General features: G+C 45.3%; 17 protein-coding genes and 1 tRNA gene. 3 read left to right on the top strand and 15 right to left on the bottom strand.

Annotated features, from left to right (window positions below; translation table 11 throughout):
* Nucleotides 1-223: 223 nt before the first annotated feature.
* From ACESTK_RS09400 to ACESTK_RS09385, 4 genes are all read right to left on the bottom strand, one after another.
* A complete protein-coding gene (locus ACESTK_RS09400) occupies nt 224-1,408 on the bottom strand; it encodes a transposase (RefSeq protein WP_373119604.1) in 1,185 nt (394 codons plus the stop codon).
* Between the two features lie 246 nt (nt 1,409-1,654).
* On the bottom strand, nt 1,655-2,797 hold the full coding sequence (locus tag ACESTK_RS09395) for a tyrosine-type recombinase/integrase (RefSeq protein WP_373119602.1): 1,143 nt from the start codon (nt 2,795-2,797) through the stop codon (nt 1,655-1,657).
* A gap of 378 nt (nt 2,798-3,175) precedes the next feature.
* Nucleotides 3,176-3,556, bottom strand: a complete 381-nt coding sequence (locus tag ACESTK_RS09390; protein WP_227200746.1) for a hypothetical protein — start codon at nt 3,554-3,556, stop codon at nt 3,176-3,178.
* A gap of 178 nt (nt 3,557-3,734) precedes the next feature.
* Nucleotides 3,735-5,381 (bottom strand): LCP family protein, encoded by a 1,647-nt coding sequence (locus tag ACESTK_RS09385; protein ID WP_373119601.1) that lies wholly within the window; start codon nt 5,379-5,381, stop codon nt 3,735-3,737.
* Nucleotides 5,382-5,695: 314 nt separating this feature from the next.
* On the opposite strand from ACESTK_RS09385, the gene ACESTK_RS09380 reads away from it, so the two are divergent.
* The gene (locus tag ACESTK_RS09380; RefSeq protein WP_373119600.1) at nt 5,696-6,577 is read left to right on the top strand and encodes a homocysteine S-methyltransferase family protein; all 882 of its coding nucleotides are present in this window, start codon (nt 5,696-5,698) and stop codon (nt 6,575-6,577) included.
* A 117-nt stretch (nt 6,578-6,694) separates the two neighbouring features.
* On the opposite strand, the gene ACESTK_RS09375 is transcribed toward ACESTK_RS09380, so the two are convergent.
* From ACESTK_RS09375 to ACESTK_RS09330, 10 genes are all read right to left on the bottom strand, one after another.
* Entirely contained in the window at nt 6,695-8,002 is a 1,308-nt protein-coding gene (locus ACESTK_RS09375; RefSeq protein ID WP_270432475.1) for a DUF362 domain-containing protein, read from the bottom strand.
* A gap of 90 nt (nt 8,003-8,092) precedes the next feature.
* Nucleotides 8,093-9,793, bottom strand: coding sequence for a phosphoenolpyruvate--protein phosphotransferase (gene ptsP, locus ACESTK_RS09370; protein ID WP_148461822.1), 1,701 nt, complete (start codon nt 9,791-9,793; stop codon nt 8,093-8,095).
* A gap of 25 nt (nt 9,794-9,818) precedes the next feature.
* Nucleotides 9,819-10,034, bottom strand: coding sequence for a hypothetical protein (locus ACESTK_RS09365; RefSeq protein WP_118578947.1), 216 nt, complete (start codon nt 10,032-10,034; stop codon nt 9,819-9,821).
* Nucleotides 10,035-10,075: 41 nt separating this feature from the next.
* Entirely contained in the window at nt 10,076-11,104 is a 1,029-nt protein-coding gene (locus tag ACESTK_RS09360; protein WP_270432472.1) for a spermidine/putrescine ABC transporter substrate-binding protein, read from the bottom strand.
* Between the two features lie 73 nt (nt 11,105-11,177).
* Nucleotides 11,178-13,025, bottom strand: coding sequence for an extracellular solute-binding protein (locus ACESTK_RS09355; RefSeq protein ID WP_270432469.1), 1,848 nt, complete (start codon nt 13,023-13,025; stop codon nt 11,178-11,180).
* 9 nt (nt 13,026-13,034) lie between these two features.
* Nucleotides 13,035-13,856 carry an ABC transporter permease gene (locus ACESTK_RS09350; protein ID WP_148461825.1) on the bottom strand — a complete coding sequence of 274 codons (822 nt, stop codon included), beginning with the start codon at nt 13,854-13,856 and terminating at the stop codon, nt 13,035-13,037.
* Entirely contained in the window at nt 13,856-14,899 is a 1,044-nt protein-coding gene (gene potA / locus ACESTK_RS09345; RefSeq protein ID WP_373119597.1) for a spermidine/putrescine ABC transporter ATP-binding protein, read from the bottom strand. The genes ACESTK_RS09350 and potA overlap by 1 nt, the downstream gene beginning before the upstream one ends.
* A gap of 124 nt (nt 14,900-15,023) precedes the next feature.
* Nucleotides 15,024-15,929, bottom strand: a complete 906-nt coding sequence (locus tag ACESTK_RS09340; protein WP_373119596.1) for an ABC transporter permease — start codon at nt 15,927-15,929, stop codon at nt 15,024-15,026.
* The gene (locus ACESTK_RS09335) at nt 15,926-16,903 is read right to left on the bottom strand and encodes an ABC transporter permease (RefSeq protein ID WP_373119594.1); all 978 of its coding nucleotides are present in this window, start codon (nt 16,901-16,903) and stop codon (nt 15,926-15,928) included. Before ACESTK_RS09335 ends, ACESTK_RS09340 begins: the two co-directional genes overlap by 4 nt.
* Nucleotides 16,903-18,051 (bottom strand): ABC transporter ATP-binding protein, encoded by a 1,149-nt coding sequence (locus tag ACESTK_RS09330; RefSeq protein ID WP_373119593.1) that lies wholly within the window; start codon nt 18,049-18,051, stop codon nt 16,903-16,905. Before ACESTK_RS09330 ends, ACESTK_RS09335 begins: the two co-directional genes overlap by 1 nt.
* 485 nt (nt 18,052-18,536) lie before the next feature.
* Here ACESTK_RS09330 and ACESTK_RS09325 point away from each other — a divergent pair, with 485 nt between their 5' ends.
* Both ACESTK_RS09325 and ACESTK_RS09320 read left to right on the top strand, forming a co-directional pair.
* On the top strand, nt 18,537-19,022 hold the full coding sequence (locus ACESTK_RS09325; RefSeq protein ID WP_118578965.1) for an ureidoglycolate lyase: 486 nt from the start codon (nt 18,537-18,539) through the stop codon (nt 19,020-19,022).
* Nucleotides 19,023-19,150: 128 nt separating this feature from the next.
* Nucleotides 19,151-19,223, top strand: a tRNA-Thr gene (locus ACESTK_RS09320).
* A 151-nt stretch (nt 19,224-19,374) separates the two neighbouring features.
* Here ACESTK_RS09320 and glgB read toward each other — a convergent pair.
* Entirely contained in the window at nt 19,375-21,702 is a 2,328-nt protein-coding gene (gene glgB, locus ACESTK_RS09315) for a 1,4-alpha-glucan branching protein GlgB (protein WP_373119591.1), read from the bottom strand.
* Nucleotides 21,703-21,863 lie beyond the last annotated feature (161 nt).

Raw genomic sequence — 21,863 nt, 5'->3', positions numbered from 1 at the left:
CTTTCCTCCCATTTTTTCATAACTTTGACCACTTACCAGATAGCTTCCTGTCTGGTGCTTCGACGACTCCCATGATATCTTGGGGAAATCCGGAACCCGCACCGGCGGTGGTCGGCCGAAAAGCCTGCGTCACTGGCGCAGCCTCTTTGCCCGGTTACCCGTTTTTATAGATAAGAGCGTTCGTAACGCTGCTTATTATCATTTTTATCTTTGTTGTCAATAATTATTTTGTTCTACTTCCGCGAAAAAAACTGTCCTGGCATTTCCTGCCAAGATTTCTGGCGTCATTCAGGAAGCGGTTTCCCTGATGACCATTTTCACAGAGGAATTCATTTCCCTTCCGGCGAACCTTGCCGCCGCAGATGGCACATTTGTCTTTCAGGCCGTCTGTTCTGGTTTCCAGTACCAGAATGCCTTCTGCCCAGGCTTTGTACTGCAGGTTGGTCCGAATCTTACTGCTTAAGTGAAGCGGGGAAAAATTACCGCTTTTTACCATTGCCATCCGGGTGAAGTTCTGGTCGTAATCGGGGAGGACAATGATTCCTGCCTGATTCTCTTTGCAGAAGTTCAGGATCTCACGGCTGACCTGGTGGGCATAGTGCTCGGACAGGTTCTTCAGGTGCATGTAGTACTTCCGGTTGGGCTGGGGACTATTGTCTCCCACTGTGTTTGGTCTGGATTTCTGTATTCTGGTCTCCAGCAGCTTGCAGCGGTGACGGTACGCATCTCCGCCCCGGCAGGTATGTACAGCCAGCTGTTTTCCCTGCTCATCCAGAATGCAACACACTGCGAAGGTGTCTGTGTTTGTAAAGCGGACACTGCACAGGTTCGTGCCTTCTGCCATTCGTTCTTTGGCAGTGCGGGCGTCGCTGTTCTCCTGTTTCACCGGGATATTCAGCAGGTAGCGCCTGCCCTCCTTTACCAGGGTGGGTGACATTAGCTGACCATCTTGGGGAAAGGGGCGTCCTTTCAGCTTGCAGTCTGTCCAGATCCATTTCTCACCGTTCCACAGCTTCAGGCAAATGGATCTGTCGGTGAGGTCGGAATACATTCCTTTAAAAAAGGTGACCTTGGCTTCCAGCTTCTCGGGGAATCCGGACTGAAGCTCCTGGGTGCTTTTCACTGTGGCAGATGCTTTGTTGATGGCAGCACGTCTCAGGTAGACAGGTACTTTTCCCATTGGTAAGGGGTTGGTGGGCTGTCTGCCGTCCCGACCGGCCAGGGTCAGGAGTTCCAGACTGCGCTGGATGTCGAAGAGGCTGCTGTTCCACAGTTCTTCATGCTGTCTCAAAAGGTGGTAGTAAAACTCCACCACGTTCTGAAAATATTCTTCTGTTCTGTCCAGCCATATAGGCTCCGGACAAACCAGGCGCATGCGCCAGGTTCGGATGTTGTATCCTGTTTTCATAAATTTTGTCTGTGATTTCTGCTGGTTTCTTTCGTAATATTTCAGTAATGCGTATTTGCGCTGCAAACAAGCAGAAAATCAGTACAATTTGGACTATCGACCCCGAATAAAGACCCCTTATTTTAGAAATTGAGATTTTTCAGTATCCGGTCACCTTTTCCAGACAGCAAAAAAGACAGTCACACCAGAGGTCTCTCACAAGAGAATTCTCTGGTATAACTGCCTTTTCTGAAATTGTTTATTCTGTTATATTGCCTGCTCCATCATCTGATTCATATACTGTCGCTTCGTTTCCGCCTGGATATGCACATACAGATCCAGTGTGGTTCGCACGGAAGTATGTCCAAGTATTTCGGACAGGGACTTGGTATCGAAGCCATGTTCCACCCAGCGACAGGAGAACTGATGCCGGAGAGCATGGATTTTAATGGGGGGAATTCCACATGTTTTTAGCAGCGCTGCATATCTGCGTTGGATGACCCGCGGCTCCATGCATCTGGCAGTTCCAGACAAAATATATGCGGAGCCATCTTTGCGAAAACGTTTCGCATAAAAAAGCAGCTTGTCTGGCAATGGAATTTCCCTGTTGGAATGTTTTGTCTTCGGCGGACCGATATACAGAATGGTTTTTGGGATTTTTCCAGTGTCCGGATTGGCGGTCTGATCCAGATTTTTGATGCGGATCACAGTACGCTGTATGCGGATTTTGTGCTGGGCGAAATCCACATCTTCCCAGCGCAGGCCGCTGAGTTCGCCTACACGGATGCCGGTATGCATGCAAAGCAGCAGACCGAAATGGAAATCACTGATATTGTCAATAAGAAATTTCTCCAGCTGGTTATAGTTTGCAAGCTTCATAATCTGCACCTCCTGGCTGGTGCCAGCCAAATGGGGGTAGCGGATTGGTTCACTGGTATAGACGCCTCCCTTTGCTGCAAAGTTCAAAATGCTGCGGAGTACGCTTAAAATTACATGAATGGTTCCTGCAGACAATGCCAGCTCTTTTTTCTTATGAATAAGCTGCGTGATCTGAGAATTGCTGATTTTCCGTATCTGGGTGCTGCCAAGCTCCGGAAGAAGCTGGTTCTTCAGGATCGCTTCATAATTGGAAAAAGTACTGTCCTTGATGGTATAGCGGATTTCCTGCTTCCAGTGTTCTGCGGCTGTTTCGAAGGTAGCTTGGTAATTCAAAATGCCAGGGTTTCGCACCAGATGTCCATAGCCTGGCACTTCTGCAATTTTTTTGTTTCGTTTGTCCTTTACTTCGCCATATGTTTTGCCATAGAGGGAACCGTAGTGGATTTTTCCCTCCGGATCACGGTATTTGATATAACGGGCTTCCCAGCGCCCGTCCTTGCGTTTGCGTATGTTTTCACCTTTTCTGCACATAGCTGCCTCCTTATTCTATAAGTATGTACCAATTATTTGACCACGCAATTATTTTATATCGAAAAAATCCCTTTGAAAAACTAATGGGAAAAAGGTGAATTTGGAATAAATTATGGTATAATTCGACAAAAAGAGTCTATAGTCGCTATAATCGGTTGACTTTCCCTGTTATTCGCGATAGAATGTAAAGCGACGATGGGAAAGAAAGCAGAAAAACTGCCTGGATGACCGTCGCATTACTGAAATAATGCGACTTGGAGGTCATCTTTTTTTATTGTTTCCAGTTGGGTGGTGGGTTATGCAAATTTGCTTCTATATGTTTCTAACATAGTTAGGGCCGGGAACGATCAGGTAAGTGATGTCCCGGCCAGGTTTTATTTATTTTATACCAAATTCTTTCATGAGTTTTTTCTGATATTCTTCATCTTCTGTAGCTTTTATACAATCTTCAATGCGATTGGAAGAAAGTAATTTTTTATTCAGCGTATTTAAGGCTATACGCTCCTTTTCACGTCCATCTTTCTCTATCATCTGTCCCAATCTCGTCATTGTCATCGCCTCCTTAATCTCATCAAGTTCTGCTCCATCCAAGAACTTATCTGCCAGAGTATACAACATAGCCATCACTTTATCCGCCATATCATTATGCTCTTCTTTCGCTATTAGAATTCCTTCTTTAATCTTATCCTTGCGGCTCATCTGGCCACCCATAAGTGGTGTCATACTAAGCTGTGCGATGTCATCTTCTGTAAAATCCAAGAATGTAAACTCAGATTCACCCGCCTTTCCTTCTTCTATATCCCCATTTTATCACAATATAATATAAAAATCATCTTAAAAGTTTATAAATTTATCAAAAAAAGAAGCAAACCACGTTATATAATGATTTGCTTCTTTCTATATTTAGATTCCTCTCACCAGAGGAATCTCATTCTCTTTACTGCTGTGTAGTAGTATCAGCTGCGCCTTCAGTTGTAGTTCCATCTGCAGCAGTGGTATCTGTCGCAGCCTGTGTCTCGGCTGCTACTGTACCTGGCTCGGTCACAGTTTCTGTGGAGGTGCTGTCAGTGCTTGTGCTTCCACTAACTGGTGCGTCAGCTTCCTCCTGGGTAACCACCTCACCGTTGCGAACCTTTTCCATAAGGCTCTTAGCCTTATCAACAGTGTTATAATCCGGAACCATAACATATGCCTTCTGGCTCATGGAATATGGTTTCTCAGTAGCACCGGTACCATTTACACTGTAGGAAACGATTGTCCAGTCGCCCCCATTGGTAAGCTGCTGCTGAAGGATCTGTGCGATCTCTTCATATGTGATGTTAGTACCGAAGCATCCATCCAGACTGGAAAGAATGGAGGAATAGCTGGTAAGGATTTCCGGAGAAAGTGCCTTCTTCACAACACCACGGATAACCTCCATCTGGTTCTTACCACGCTGGCGGTCACCCTCCTGGAATGCGTAACGCTCTCTTGCAAAGATAAGCGCCTGCTCACCATTCACATAATTCTCACCCTTGTTAAAATGATAACCCAGAATATTCTTGGAATCAAAATCATAATCTGAATTAACGGTAATTCCGCCAAGTGCATCGATTACCTTCACAAATCCACCGAAGTTAATTCGGAAGTAATAATTAATGTCAATATCATACAGCATTCCCAGAGTATCCATACACACATCGATTCCATAAATACCGGCATGTGTCAGCTTATCCGGTGCACCTCCGGAAATAGAAAGCGGTACAAAGTAATCACGAGGTGTGGAAACCAGCAGGATCTCATGTGTATCTGTATTCACAGTGGCAATAATATTTACATCGCTTCGGCTCTTAGCTGTCATCTCACCTCTGGTATCAATACCACTGAGATAGATGGTGTAAACCTTACCGCCATTAGCAGTGGTGATCGGCTCTATAGGGGTGGACTCTTCTGCAGACTGAATTGTGGATTCAACGTCTACTGTTCCAACCTCTTTTATCTTAGTGCTGAAATCTGTGTATCCGTCCATATCCTCGTATACACTAAGATATCCGCTGTTCAGAAGCATGGCATTTACTTCACCGTTTAGGATTCCGTCAGCAAGCTCGGTCAGACCTGCGTACTCTTTCGTCTGTACCTCTGTGCCGAATTCGCTGTTCAGGTGTGCTACCGCGCCATCTGTGTTCTCACGGTCAAGTGAGGAAAGAATACCATAAGTATATCCGGCAGTTGCCTCTACAGAATCAGCGGCATCATCGTTCTTTACATAAACAGCCATCTGTGTGACCTCAGTGGTCTCACCGGAAATATTGCTGATGGCGGATCTTGTCTTATTAATATAAAAACCGCCGAATGCCAGAATGGCAATCATGATCACTGCCAAAACAGTTCCGCCAATAAAGCGGCCTGTGTATCTGGTATGCCATACCAGCAGCCAGATTATCGCTGCGATCACCGCAAGTACAATGCCGATGATCAGCATATAAATGGTGGGAACCATCTTGGTCATTGCCAGAAGTCCCATAAAAACAACAGAAAGCATAATGACGATGATGGTGATCACCGCGCCTGGTATCCAGTCGTTTCTTCTTCTCCTTCTACTCATCTTTTAGCTCCTTTTTTATTTCTTTTGTCATTAAGGGCTGCTGCTTACTTTATAGCCAGCCCCATCAAAAGCATATCTTATATTTTATACGCTGACAACTGGAAAATCAAGTTAAATAGTGTTATAATACGAAAGATTTATAAAATTTTTTTATGAAAACGTTATAACTTCCAGGACGCGGACAGGAATATGACGAAATCAACCGTATCCGGCAGGATAAATGTTCGCCAGATGGTTGCAGACCACAATGGGCGGCATGTTATGCAAATATGTTTTGAATGCAATATTCTGCCAATTTAAGGAGGAATTACAATATGACAAAACACGAGTTTCAGGAACTGACACAGAGTATTGTTCTTCTGGACGGCGCTACAGGTTCCAACCTGATGGCTGCCGGTATGCCGAAGGGGGTATGCACAGAGGAATGGGTGCTGGCACATAAGGATGTGATCCAGAATCTTCAGAGAGCTTATATCGAAGCGGGAAGCAATATTATCTACGCTCCTACTTTTGGCGGCAACCGTGTAAGTCTTACCATGCATGGTCTGCAGGACCGTATGGAGGAGATCAACCGCACTCTGGTTTCCTATTCAAGAGAAGTCGCGGATGCGGCAGACCATAAGGTTTACGTTGCTGCGGATATTACCACCAGTGGTAAAATGATGGCTCCTGCCGGGGAGATGACCTATGAGGCAGCTTTCGAAATGTATCAGGAGCAGATTGGAATTCTGAAGGATTCCGGCGTGGATCTGATCGTTGCTGAGACCATGATCAATATTGAAGAGACTCTGGCAGCTGTGGATGCTGCTTCTACAGTTTGCGAGCTGCCGATTATGTGTACCATGACGGTAGATGCAGATGGAAGTATTTTCAGCGGTGGAAATGCTATTGAAGCTGCTGTTTCCCTGGAGGCTGCAGGTGCAGATGCTGTGGGCGTGAACTGCTCTGTTGGTCCCGATCAGCTGGTTTCTGTTATCCGCAATATTAAGGAAAATGTTTCCATCCCGGTCATTGCCAAGCCGAATGCCGGCATGCCGTTCATTGATGATAATGGAAACGCCGTTTATTCCATGAAAGCGCCGGATTTTGCCAGACATGTGAAAGCTCTGATTGATGCAGGTGCCGGTATTGTAGGGGGCTGCTGCGGTACTACACCGGAATATATCAGGGAAGTAGCGAAGATGATCGGACGATAAAATACATAAGCCACTGTAGAACGTCACAACTTAGTTGACGCTCGGTAGTGGCTTTTCTTCTTTATCTCCGAAATTACTCTGATGTTTCTCCGATATTCCCTTCGGAGTATTTTACACTCACTTCACCTTAATCGCTTTCTTCGGGCACATTTCCTGACAGCAGAAGCATCGAATACACTTCTTATAATCATAAACAGGCGGATTATTTTTGCCATTTCGAAAATCTACTGCTTTTCCGGGCACAGGGCAGCTGTTTACACAGATTCCACAACGGATACATTTGTCAGGCTCAATGTATGGTTTCTTCTGAAAAATATTCAGAGCCTTGGCAAGCTTTGTCCAGACATTGTTTCGTACTTTCGTGCGGTCCACATTGAAATTGGGATTGCCATATTTTTCTATTAATGCTTCCATCGAAATCACATTACAAACCACGTCAATACCAATCTGCTTTTTATCTACAGAAACCTTTGCATTCTGGCGCTGCTTCTCGCGCCCAGTTATTTCACTTCCTTCATCACGCACTGCTGATGCCGAAGGATTCTCCTCAACTACCACAACCTCAATATTTTCTTCCCTGCAATTTCCCAGTCCCATCTTCTCCCCATGGTAATTGGTAGGAACCATCTCCGGTTTCAGATAAACCAGTCTTGCAAACACACTGTCCAGTGCCACCGGATCTGTGGACATCAGAATCAGGTTCATGGCTACCGGGTCTCCGGAGCCCGGTCCATTTCCCTCCATCGCAGTGATTCCATCCATAATGTAAAGTCTCGGCTTCACATACTGGTTCAGATCAATAAGCATCCGGGCGAAGCTGTCTGCGCTGGGATATTTGGTATGACCAATGGCCTTATTTTTCCCATATACAAATCCATAGCTGTTCTTCACTGCTCCTGTAATTCGCTCCAGAGCGTGGGTTTTCATTTTGGAAAGAGAAATCACACACTCTGCCTCCAGCAGTTCTTTCGGAAGGATAAATTCCTTCGCCTGGTTACCCTCCGGATTTTCCACACGCACGCCCTTCGTATAGTCAATGGCCGGGATCTGGTACTTCTCCAGATAAGTATCCATTCCGGTGCCCTGGATTACCGGTTTCGTAGTCCCGTGACCACAGGAATCCGCAAGCACAATATTCTTATAACCTTCCTCACGTAAAATCCTGGCAAAAGCACCCACCACAACCGGATGCGTGATGACCGCTTTCTCCACTTCTGCTTTCTTCAAAAGATTAGGCTTCAAAAGGATTTTTTCTTCTTTATTTATAAAGTTGTCCAGACCTCCCAGCTGAGACAGACCATTTTTCATAAGTGTATAAATTCGTTCTTCATCGTAAGCTTCACAGGGAAGTACAATTACTTTGCTTTTTGTGTTCATGTTTCTACCCATATTTTCAAACATACAGCCTGTAATCTGGATCTGCATGTCTGGTGCTCTCGTTTTATTTTGTAATTATTCTGCAATTTTTCACACATACATGCACGCCTCAATACAGTCGCAGAGGATAGGCTAAGATCACATTTCTGCGATGCAAACCGCCCTCAGTGCCTTCCTCACTGGTAATATACATGCCGGTACCACAGACAATGCATCTACCCCCATCTGCAAAAATGTCTCCGTCAATCTGGTATCCGCTGCCAGTTCCCCACAGAGACATACTTTGCAATTCTGCGCATGTCCTGCATCTACAATCATCTTTATCATTTTCAGAATTGCAGGATGATGATCATCATATTTCTTCTGTAAAAGCGGATTCTGACGATCCATGGCCAAGGTGTACTGAGTCAGGTCATTGGTTCCGATTCCCAGAAAGTCCACACGTTTCGCCAGCTCTTCCCCGATCATCACTGCTGCCGGAGTCTCCATCATAATTCCAGTCCGGATTTCCTTAAATGGTACACCTGCTGCCTTCAGCTCTTCTTTTACTTCCATCACCAGAGCTTCAACCTCATCCATTTCCTCTTCCGAACAGATCATAGGGTACATCATCCCCAGATTTCCATACCAGCTTGCACGGTAAATGGCACGGATCTGGGTTTTAAACAGGTTCTTCCGGTCCAGACTGAGACGGATTCCGCGATTACCCATGAGAGGGTTGGTTTCTACCGGAATTTCAAGGTAGGAAGCCTGCTTATCAGCCCCGAGATCGGCGGTGCGGATAACTACCAGGCGGTCGCCCATAGTCTCAGCAGTTTTCTTATATGCCTGAAAAAGTTCTTCTTCCCCGGGATAATTCTCCCTGCCAAGATACTGGAACTCGCTTCGCAGCAGTCCGATTCCCTTTGCCCCATAATAAAGGGCACTGTTTAAATCATCCAGACTGCCAATATTCGCGTAGATTCCCACTTCACGTCCATCTTTCGTAATATCGCCCTTGTCTTTCAGCTTCAAAAGGGATTCCCGCTCTACCAGATCTGCTTTTCGGCGAATCTCGTATTCTTTTCGTACCTCATTATCCGGTTCCAGATAGATGGTTCCCGTATATCCGTCAATAATGGCAATGCTGTCTTCCCACTCTTCTTCTGACTGGGGAATCCCAATACCTGTAACACAGGGAATATCCATATTTTTCGCAAGGATCGCAGCGTGAGAGGTAGCAGAACCTTTGCGGGTGACAATACCCAGAAGCTTCTCCTTATCCATTTCCATCAGTTCTGCAAGAGAAAGGGCATCTGCTGCCAGAATGACTGGTTCCTCTCCCAGATCAATTTTGTTCTCATCTTCCCCGAGAATCTCCAGAAGGAGACTGGAGATGCGGCTTACATTGTGGATTCGTTCCTTTATGGTCGGATCGTTCAGCCTGGAAAAAGTACTCTGCATCTCATCTCTTGTGGTCTGCACTGCATAAGCAGCAGTCACCTTTTCCCCTGTGATCATACTCTGTACCGCACGGAGAAAGCTGCCAGAGCCCAGAAGCTCTGCCTGCTCCAGGATCTGGTTTGTTCCATTTTCCCCATTCACTTTCACAATTCTATCCAAAGGTTGGGGTTCCATATCCAATTCAGGATCAGCTGTGTCCATTTGCTTTTCTGACATTCTGTCATACTCTTCCTTCAAGGTCTGCATCACATGCCGACGAGCCACATCAAAATTCTTCAGTTCCTTTTTTACATCATCTGCCTGATGCTGTCGGATCTGATATTCACCTTTCCGATAAAACCTGATTTTCCCAATGGCAATCCCCGCAAAGGCGGAAGCTCCCTTGTATATTTCCATTTTGTTTCTCCTCTAAAAAACTCATTTATTTCTGTAAATAATAATCACACACTGGCGAAACTTTGTCAATATCAGTGTTGTTTTCTCTGGCCCCGGAAACATATATGTGCAAGCATTCTCCACCTCCAGCGACCTCTCTCCTTTCTCCGCAGTGCAATCCTGCCCGGTAGGACTTTTCTATTACATAAAAAAAGAGCCTGCACAGTGATTTATCCGTTTTTCTCCCGAATGGTTCACTCACAGGCTCTTTCCTGATGTTATCCTTTTACTGAATTAATTCAATTAATCGCAGGCAGCCTTAAACTCAGTCCAGTTCTTATTATACTGTTCCTCAGCTTCCTGACTTACATTCTTAATACTCTCTCCACTTGTTACACTGTCCGGAACCACCAGGCTCTCGTCTACCAGCTCATCTGCTGCCTTGTTGGTGCAGTAGTAACCGATATAATTGAAGCACTGTGCCGCAACCTCCGGTCTTAAGATGTAGTCTACAAACTGGTAAGCTGCATCTGCATTGGGAGCCTCGCTTGGAATAAACATTCCCATAACACCGAAGCCAAGGCCTTCCTCCGGATAAACCACTTTCAGATCCGGGTTCTCTGCCAGAGCTGCAGTTACCTGGGAGGTGTAAAGGAACGCTACAGAAGCCTCTCCGTTCAGCAGTGCATTCTGGGTGTTGTCATCCTGGATCATACGCACATTGGGTGCCAGCTCTACCAGCTTTTCACCAGATTCTGCAATGGTATCCACGTCTTCTTCATTCATACTCTTACCCATGGTAAGAAGAGTAATGCCGTTGATCACACGATAGTTGCCGATCAGCGCTATGCTGTCCTCCAGAGACGGATCCCACAGATCAGAATAGCCCTTAATGTCAAGATCAACCTCCTCCGGATCGTATACGATCAGCGGAATACCTGCGCCATATGGCACGGTGTACTCGTCCTTCTCATCATAGAACTGTCCCTGATAAAGAGGATTGATGTTTTCCCAATTGGAGATTTTGTCTTTGTCAAGCTTTGTGGCAAGACCCTCTTCCACGATTTTCTCGAGAATGTAGTCATCTGCAATTACCACATCATAGTCTCCGCCTTTTGCCATGGAAACCTTCTCCAGCATGGTTTCGTCAGTGTCAAAGTTGGAATACACGATCTTACATCCGGTCTCTTCCTCAAAGCCATCCAGGACCTCCTGCGGGAACATTCCCTCCCATGTATAGAGGACCAGCTCGGAGTCAGCTGCGTATACAGGTGACAGGCTGCCACAGATTGCTGCTGCAGCAAGAATTACCGCAAATACCTTTTTCTTCATAATCATTCTCCTCTTCTTCAAAAACACAGCCGGCTTCTGCCAGCCACGTTTCCGTTTTTATAAATTTCCATGTTTACTCTGCCTTGATCTTCGTCCACAGCTCCGCATATTTCTGCTTGATTTTCGGTTCCTGATAACGGAAGATCTCACTGTTTGGATTTTCGAAATCCGGAATGTAAGAAGAAACACCTTCGTAGTCTCCCTCGATCATAGTTTCGTAAACACTCTTTACAGGAGAAGTATAACCTACTTCTTCCGTATTGGAAAGAGCAGATTCTTCATTTAGCATAAAATTAATAAACTGATGGGCAAGCTCTGTCTCATTGCAGTCCCTCGTAATAACCATTGCATCATACCAGTTATTGGTTCCCTGGCTCGGTGTGAAGTAATCCATATTCGGATTTTCGCTTATAATATAAGAAGCATCTCCAGAATAAACAACTGCCATAGCCTTGTTTCCGGAAATCATATTGTCAATGACGTCATCACCTGCGTAAATCGGGTCCATGGTATTTCTCTGGTCAACCAGCCACTGGTAAGCTTCCTGAATCTGATTCTCATCTGTAGTATTCATGGAATATCCAAGAGCCTTCAGTGCGATCATAAAGGAATCCCGCTCAGAATCATACATGTAAATATTTCCTTTATATTTGGTATCCCTGAGAAGATCCCAGCCCTCCTGAAGATCTGCCGGATCAACCACAGTCGTATCATAAAGAATACCAACCGTTCCCCAGAAGTACGGGCAGGAATAACGATTTCCCGGATCATAGCTTTTATTCATGACCTCATCCATCAGGCTGCCCTTATTCGGGATCAGATCCCAGTCAATATACTGTAAGTAATCCTCTTTAATCAGACGCTCGATCATGTAATCCGAAGGGATCAGCACGTCATAGGACTCACCGCCGGAAAGCTTGGTGTACATCATTTCGTTGGATTCGAAAGTTTCGTAAACTACAGTACAATTATATTCCTGCTCAAACTGTGTCAGAAGATCCAGATCCATATATTCTCCTGCATTATAAACCTTTAGGACATGGTTCTCCGCTGCACCGCCCCCGCACTTGATCAGTCCGAAGCCAAGGGCGAAAACCAGCAGAAGGGCGATCACACGCTGAATCTTTTTCGCATGCTTGCTGGCATGCTTTTCCAGGATCTTTGGAAGCACGTTGGCAAAAACCATGACAAGCACAATGACCAGGATTACAATTGTGGACAGGGCGTTGATGGTAGGGTTGATTCGTTTGGTCATATTATAGACCACAATGGAAATGTTCTTTACACCGTTTCCGGATACAAAGTACGAAATTACGAAATCGTCAAAGGACATGGTAAACGCCAGCAGCGCACCGGCGAAAATGCCATCCTTGATCATGGGCACGATTACCTTGGTCAATGCCTGGAACGGAGTTGCTCCAAGGTCCATGGCTGCATTTGCCAGGTTCGGATCAAGGCTTCGCACCTTGGGATAAACACTGGTGATCACATATGGCGTACAAAAAGAAATGTGCGCCAGCAGCATGGTAAAGTACCCTTTCCGGAAGCCCAGTGATGAAAACAGAAGCATCAGTCCGATTGCGGTAACAATATCCGGGTTCAAAATGGGCAGGTTGTTGATATTTAAAAGTGTTTCCTTTAACACCTTCCTGGACTTGGAAAGACCAATTGCAGTGATGGTTCCCAGCACTGTGGAGATCACAGTTGCCAGGATAGCGATGGTCACAGACACGTAAACCGCTTTGCTGACTTCTGTATTGTGCAGCAGCTCTGTATACCATCTCATGGAGAATCCCGTAAACCTGGTCAGGGATTTGGAGGAATTAAAGGAAAAAATCATGGTCACCAGGATTGGCAGGTAAAAGAATACCAGACAGATGGCCACATAAAATCTCTGAAAAAAGCTTGTTTTTTTCTGCATGATACTCTCCTACTCTCCTTTTTCCTTGTCCATCCGCTTCATCAGACTCATGGAAATCAAAATGATCACCGCCAGAATCATGGAAATGGCACTTCCGAAATTCCAGTCTCCAACTGAGATAAACTGGGACTCGATCAGGTTACCGATGAGCATGTACTGTCCGCCTCCCAGAAGCTTCGGGATAACGAAGGAGGAAATGGCAAGAAGGAAAACCATCATAATACCATTTACCACCCCTGGCAGGGACAGCTTCCAGATTACCTTCCAGAAGGTCTGGAAACGGTTGGCTCCCAGATCGTAGGCTGCCTCGATCAGGGATTTATCCATTTTATTTAAGGATGTATGGATAGGAATGATCATAAAGGGCATAAAGTTGCAGATCAGGCCTACCATTACGGAAAAATCCGTATACATCATGCTGATAGGTCCCAGTCCGATTTTTGCCAGAAGGTTATTGATGATTCCGTTATCTGCAAGAAGATTCATCCACGCATAGGTACGAAGAAGCATGTTGATCCACATTGGAATGGTTACCAGCATAATGAGAAGTCCCTGGACTTTCTCAGAGCATCTCGCAATGATCAGGGCAAGGGGATAGCCAAGCACCAGACAGATAAAGGTGGTGAGAAGTCCCAGCCAGAAGGATTTCAGGATCACATTTAGGTAGGTAGCTTCCAGGAATTTGGCAAAATTCCCCCAGGTGAAGGAAAGTGTCATTACTTCATTTCCTTCTGTGGTGAACGCATACAGGGCAATGAGAAACAGTGGGATCACAAGGATAACAATTGCCCAGATAAAGTAAGGAATGATCAGGCGCTTAAACTGTTTCATCAATAAGCTCCCATTCTGTACATGACGTGAATGTCTTCCGGTTCGAATTTCAGTCCTACCTGGCGGCCCACTTCCGCATAATCGGTGGTCTGAACTTTATAGGTGCGCAGTTCTGTTTCTACGAGAATTTCGTAATGAACGCCCTTGAAGGTGACGTTTCGAACAACACCGCTGATTTTCGCCTGAGATGGTTCCACAATGTCAAGGTCCTCAGGACGAAGCACAACCTCGATTTCTTCATTATCCTCAAAGCCTTTGTCCACGCATTCGAATTCAAATCCGTCGAACTGAACCAGATAATCTCTGATCATAATTCCTTCTATAATATTGGACTCTCCAATGAAGCCTGCTACAAAACGGTTTTCGGGCTCGTTGTAAATATCAGTAGGAGAACCGATCTGCTGAATTTCGCCGTTATTCATAACGACCACGGTATCAGACATGGAAAGGGCTTCCTCCTGGTCATGGGTAACGTAAATGAAGGTAATTCCAACCTCCCGTTGGATTTTTTTCAGCTCAATCTGCATCTGTTTTCGTATTTTCGCATCCAGGGCGCCAAGAGGCTCGTCAAGAAGAAGGATTTTCGGCTCATTTACCAGCGCACGGGCAATGGCCACTCGCTGCTGCTGTCCGCCGGAGAGCAGGGTGACATCTCTTTTTTCGAAACCCTCCAGACCTACCATTTTCAGCATTCTGGTGACTTTCTGGGCGATCACGTCCTTGTCCACTTTTTTCAGATTCAGACCGAATCCAATGTTCTCTGCCACATTCAGATGGGGAAAAAGGGCATATTTCTGGAAAACGGTGTTTACCTCTCTCTTATATGGAGGCAGCTTGGAAATCTCAATTCCGTTAAACAATACTTCGCCGCCGCTTGGCTCCTCGAAGCCTGCAATAATACGAAGGGTTGTGGTCTTTCCACAGCCACTTGGTCCCAGAAGGGTGAGAAACTCGTTCTCATAGATGTCCAGATTGATTCCGCGGAGAACCTGCTGGTCATCAAAATTTTTTGTGAGGTTTTTCAACTCTATGAGTTTGTTCATTCGTGTGCTCCTTTCCGGCCACTGTCTGCATAACGTCCAGCAACCCTTTCCATTCCCCGGAATGTATCTGATCTCGCCTTGATTCCATGGATACAGTCCAGTAAGAAATATTCAATCCGCAAATCTACTGCGATCTCCGGCGCAGCTTTTTCACAAGGGAATATACAAGCAGAATTCCTACCGTAAAAGCCAGCATAATCGTACACAGGGCATTGATTTCCGGCGTGACACCGGTTTTGATCTGAGTGTACACCTTAATTGGCAAGGTAGACAATCTCGGACCGTTAATAAAAATACTGATTACCACGTCGTCCATGGACATGGCAAAGGCAAGCAATGAGCCGGACGCAACAGCTGGCATGATCAGTGGCAGCGTAACGTCAAGAAAGGCTCTCATGGAAGTAGCTCCAAGATCCCGGGCAGCTTCCTCAAGGGAAGGATCCATGCCCACAAGTCTGGCTTTTACTTCCATCAATATATAAGGAATGCAAAATACCGTATGTCCGATCAGCAGAGTAAGCATTCCGAAGGGCAGATTCAGCATGTAGAAAAATGCCATCAGCACCATACCCAGAATAATTTCCGGTATCATAAGGGGCAAAATGGAAATGTACTCCAATGCGCCTTTTGTTTTCCAGTGAATCCGTGACAGGCCTACAGCGCCTAAAGTTCCGATAACTGCTGAAACCGCGCAGCTGGCCACGCCAAGGATCAGGCTGTTTACCAGTGCTTCCATCATGGCACTGTCTGCGAAAAGCTTTTCGTACCACTGGAGGGAAAATCCGGTGAGACGGACAGGCAGCTTGGACTCATTGAAGGAGAAAATGATGACTACGGCTACTGGGAGGTACATTAAGAAGAAAATGATACCAAGGTATATCTTCTCAAAGCGGGTGCTCCGTTTCATGCCAGAGCCTGTATTTCTCTTCTTTCCAAACTTTTTAACTAATGTACCGTTTTTAGCCTCGGCGCCTTCACCTTGCATTTTCGGATCCAGCACTTCTATTTCATTATTTTGTGTTTTTATCATCCCAGTCCCTCCACTTCTTTCGCATTGGTGACCTTGCGGTATAGCAGGATCATCAAAGTGGTAAGGATCATCATGATCACCGCCAGTGCAGCCGCAAAGGGCCAGTTATTTCCCCGTGTCATCTGGTCCTGGATCAGGCTTCCTACCAGCACAACTTTGTTTCCGCCCAGGATATCTGCTATGAAAAACAGTCCCATAGATGGAATAAAGGTTAGGATTACGCCGGACAAAAGTCCTGGCAGGGTCAGCTTAAAGCTGACTGTCCAGAAGGCCTTTGCCTTACCTGCCCCCAGATCACGGGCGGCTTCTACCAGTGACCAGTCCAGTTTTTCCGCACTGGAATATACGGATAAAATCATAAATGGCAGCAGTACATATATCATACCAATGATGATTGCCGGGTAGCTGTACATGATTTTCAGCGGCTTCTCGATCAAGCCAAGCTTTTTCAGCACAAAATTCAGAACGCCTTTTTTCTGAAGGATGATGATCCAGCCGTAAAGTCTGATCAGGGAATTCACCCAGAAGGGAAGCATAAGAAGAAGCATAGCTTTCTTTTTGCCGCCTGCTGGTAATTTCGCCATAAAATAGCCAAAGGGATACCCGATCAGGGTAATAAAAACAGTACTTGTAATGGCCAGCTGGAAGGACTGGACAAAGGTATCCAGGTACACTGGTTCCAAAATCTTCCTGTAATTATCCAGTGTAAAAATCCACTGTACACCGTGGACTTCTCCGGGAGTGGCAAAGCTTAAGGCAACCATATAGATAAGAGGACAAGCCACAAAAATCAGGGTAAAAATGTAGAGTGGCAGAATCATCCAGATGGTGGCGCGGGTATGCCTGGTGGATGCAGCACTCTTGCTATTGCCGCGGATATTCTTTGCAGATGCAGATTCCTGGCTGTTGCCGTGGCTGTTCTTTACAGGTGCAGATTTCTGGCTGTTGCCACGGCTGTTACTGAGACCGCCCATCACTGATTTCCTCCTGACATATCAGCAGGCTCTTTCGTCTTAAACTCCCGATCTACTACAATTGCATTTCGCGGATCAAAATACCATTTTATCTGCTGACCTGGCTGAATGTTTGCATTCATGCCAAACCGGCTGGCTGTGAGTTCTGTGCGGTCAGACAAAGCAAGCAGAACTCGCAGCTGACCTGCAGCGAAATTCTTCTCCTTCACAGTTGCGTGAAGATGTCTGCCAGTTCCCTCAGCTTCATTTTGCTCAACTACATTTTCCATTTCAGCTTCATCCAGCAGAATATTTTCGCTTCTCACAGCCAGGGTAAGCTGCTCTCCCACCTTTACAATCTCTTCTGTATAAACGGAAACAGTGTCATTACCTATTTGAACCTGTGCATAAGAACCATTTATTTCTACAACTTTTCCTTTTAAAATATTGGCATTTCCCACAAAGGTTGCCACATAACTTGTCTTCGGATGGTTGTAAATCTCATCCGGAGTGCCGATCTGCTCAAATTGCCCCTGATTCATTACCACGATCCGGTCGGACATATTAATGGCCTCTTCCTGGTCGTGGGTGATATAGATAAAGGTAATTCCAAGCTTCTTCTGCAGTCGCTTCAGTTCCAATTGCATCGTCCGCCGAAGCTGCAGATCCAGAGCTCCGAGAGGCTCGTCCAGAAGCAGTACACGTGGATTATTTGCCAACGCTCTTGCAATGGCTACACGCTGCTTCTGTCCGCCGGAGAGCTCCGCAGGTTTTCGTTTCTCGAAGCCTTCCAGCTGAACCAGCTCCAGCATTTCCTTAACCTTTTTCTTTATATCCGCTTTTGGTACTTTTCGTATTTTCAGACCATACCCGATGTTATCCGCCACGTTCATATGGGGAAAAAGGGCATAATTCTGAAATACCGTGTTCACATCTCTCTGGTTTGGCTCCAGATTCGTCACATCTTTCCCCTCCAGCCATACACTTCCGCTGTCCGGCTGCTCAAGTCCTGCGATGATGCGAAGAGTGGTCGTCTTGCCGCAGCCGGAAGCACCCAGCAAGGTGACGAATTCCCCCTGATCAATTTGCAGATTGATTCCCTGTAGAACATATTCTTCTGATGTAAAACTTTTTTTCAGATTTCTTAATTCAAGAAATGAGTCAGACATTTGTCTCCTCCTTTCTGGAGCGTGTTTGAAAATTATTCCTGCAGACTTCCACAAATTGTGACACGCATTTTGAAGAAAGCCTTTTTTAACACGCTCGGCTGTAATGTTAAGTGAAGTACGAAAAAAATACGGGATACCCCTATAGCCATACATTCAGAAAATCTCTATATAAACACGGTGCATGTTTATATAGCGCCATTACTGTATATTGCTATATCGGTAACCCGTATTCCCATATAATTCTTCAAAAAAAGGTACAACTTTTCTAAAAAGCCTGGGGCGGAATAACCTGACATGTACCTCATCTCCTTTGTTTGCAATCAAGGTGTATTCTATCATAGAATGAATCATTTGAAAACAGTTATTTTCCCATTGGCATAAAACTTTTGTGAAATACTATTTTAGCTTATGATATTTATTGAGCTTTTACCAACATCATGATACAATAGCTTCAAGGGTTTTTACTACATTTGAGGAGGTTTTCCATGAAAGAAATTACAGCTGTAAAAATTAATCCAACAGATTTTGCTCCCTTTGGCACCTACTGTTCCATGACTGAACCGGAAGGTTATCCTTTACAGGGCGAAATCCACAAATTTTATCCGGATCGTATCTCAGGTACCTGTATGGGAAGTATGGGATTTTCTCCCATTGCCGTACGCAAAGATGAGCGAATCGTTAAGATGGCAGAATACCACACAACCACCTGGGAAGGCATTGTAGCTCTGGATGATGATATGATCATTCATGTTGCTCCTGCATCTGCCGGTACGCCAGTCCCGGAACTTACAAAGGCCTTCCTTGTTCCCAAAGGATGTATGGTAAAGATCAATGCCGCTATCTGGCATTTATGTCCTCTGCCTGTAAACAACGATGTCCTTCATGCAATGATCATTTTACCGGAATGTACTTATGCCAATGACTGTACGGTAGTTGAGTTTGAGGAAAAAGACTGGTTTAAAATCGTATAATCAGAATTTTCACCCACGATAAATCAGAATTTTTACCCAAGATTTTCTTGACAAATGGCTGCTTATAACTTAAAATATCTTTTGTGTCTGATAAGTGTATAAATTTTTATACACTTATCATTCCATAAGCTGGAATAGCTCAGTCGGTAGAGCACTTCACTCGTAATGAAGGGGTCGTGAGTTCGAGTCTCATTTCCAGCTTTTTTTATTTGCATCAATCGGATATTTCTGATCTGCTTCGCTACTTGCTTATTGTAAAAAGATTCAAAAAGACTGCATTCCTCACATCTGAAATTCAGATATGTAAATACAGTCTTTTTTGCTATTTTATTACTTATTGGCTATTTATTTCTCATTTGCTATTTCTGTCTGCTTTGTTATTGTCATTTTTTACTGTGGCTCTTTTCTTCACTGTTTCTGCCTTTTTCTCTGCTTTGACAGCTTCTTCTACTTTCGTAGCTTTTTCTTCCTTTACTGACTTCTTTGCTGGAGTTTTTGCCTTCACAGTCCTTACCAGTTTTCCTGCAGTCTTATCTTTCGCAGTCTTATCTTTCGCAGTTTTCGCTGCGGTCACTTTCTTCCTGGCTGGGGCTTTCCCGGGAGTGCAGCTGTAGATGCTTACACCAAGTGCCGGCAGTTTCACCTTAATAGAGTGCTCACGTTCGTCGCACTCTTCTGCTTTTGCTGTCTTCACACGAGAATTTACTACACCCTCGCCGCCGAATTCTACTGCATCGCTATTAAAGATTTCTTTATATTTTCCTGCAAAAGGCACGCCCACCTGGTAATTCTCGTAGGGTATTGCGGCGAAATTACAGATTACAAGCAGCGTTTCCTCTGGTTTCTCTGTCTTACGCAGGAAAGTGATCACATTCTCCTCGTATTTCATCAGCTGAACCCACTCAAATCCGTCATACTCATCATCCATCTGATAAAGAGCAGGCGAACTCTTATAAAGGGTATTCAACGCCTGAATGCATTTGGCAAGTCCCTCCGGCATATCAGTCCCCGGTGCCATCATTTTACAGCCAGGATGCACCATCATATAGGAATAAGCCTCTCTCACCTGTGCCAGCTTCTGCTTCTCATCTCCCGGAAGTTTCGCCATAAACTCATTCAGGCTTCCCACATCTCTGTTTCCAAGAGTCAGAATATAATGCTCAGAATATGCATATAAGGTGGACAAAGTCAGCTGGTCATGATAATTCTTCCGCAAAATCGGATCTACTGACAGATAGAACAGGAAATCTCTTGTCCATCCGCCACTCCACTTATAATCAAACCCAATGTGATCATTCTCCACACTGTCAGTCAGCTCCGGCCACAGACCATCCTCCTGTGCGATCAGAAGTGCTCCTGGATCACGCTTCTTCACAATGGAATTCAGATGCTTCAGAAATTCAATGGCAGGAAGGTTCTCATTGGAGCCATACATATTCGGTGTCCATCCATCCTTTCTTCCATAATCCAGATAAAGCATGGCATCTACATCATCCATACGAAGCCCGTCCACATGGAAAACCTCCAGCCAGAAACAGGCATTGGAAATCAGGAAATCCATTACCATAGGGCTGTCATAATTATAAAGCATGGTGCCCCACATCGGGTGGACTGCCATTTCCGGGTCTTTTACTTCATAAAGGGGCGTTCCGTCAAATTTCTCCAGACCGCCTGCGTATCTCGGGAACTGTGCCGGTGACCAGTCAAGGATCACGCCTATTCCCACCTGATGAAGCTCATCTACCAGTGCTGCAAAATCTGCTGGTGTGCCATAACGTGTGCTGACTGCAAAATATGCAGATGTAGGATATCCATCTGAACCATCCTCCAGAAATTCCATAACCGGATGAAGTTCCACATGGGTATATCCCTTTTCTTTCGCAAAGGTCACCAGCTCTTTCCCTGATTCCCACTGTCCCAGGCTTGTCTCATAAATGGAAACCGGCTGCCTGCGGCCATCATATTTCTTACGTTCAGCCATCCAACTGCTGTCATTCCATGTAAAATCAGAGACATCCGCTACAACAGAATTCCACAATGGTGCAGGCTGGGTTCTGTTTCCATAAGGATCTGCTTTCTGAAGGAGCACATCCCCTTTTGCCTTAATTTCATAACGATAGGCGTCCCCCGCCTTTACTCCCGGGATAAACAATTCATAAATACCTGACATAGGCATCTTATGCATAGGGAGTGCTCTGCCATCCCAATTATTAAATTCACCAACCACACTTACCCGAACTGCATTTGGCGCCCACACTGCGAAATGAGTGCCTGCTACCCCATTCATCACCATGGGATGTGCGCCCATTTTCTTATATGCCTCATAATAAACGCCGCCAAGAAAAGCCCTCTCATCATCCTCTGTAAGAAGCCCGCCGAAAGCATAAGCGTCCTTAAACTTCTTCGTCTCTTTCTCAAATTCTATCTGAAATTCGTAATCCGGAATCTTTCTTCCCGGGATCAGCACTGCATAATAGCCAGCCTCGTCCTCCAGCTCCATTTCATATTTCGTGCGCCCTGTAACCACTGCCGCAGCTCTGGCTTCTGGAAAAAAGCCCTGTATCAGTACACCATCCGGTGTCAGTCTGGGTCCCATCACATCTCTTGGCGCTGTTTCTTCCCCATATACAACCGCTTCAATTTCTGGCCAGTCCATATAATCATATACTGTTTTGCTCATAAGTCTCTCCATTTCCCCGCCAATTTTCACGGACTGTCGGATTTCCAGAAAATATGTTAATATTGTTATAATTTTCCCGTCGATCCGACCATAATTTTGATAGTTCTATTTTACCATTTTAAGCTGGAAAAAGAAAGAAATTTGTTTGACAAATACACCCC

Origin of the sequence: Ruminococcus sp. Marseille-P328, assembly GCF_964249465.1 — a bacterium.
GTDB lineage: Bacteria > Bacillota > Clostridia > Lachnospirales > Lachnospiraceae > Blautia_A > Blautia_A faecis.
This window is presented reverse-complemented; position numbering and strand designations above follow the sequence as displayed.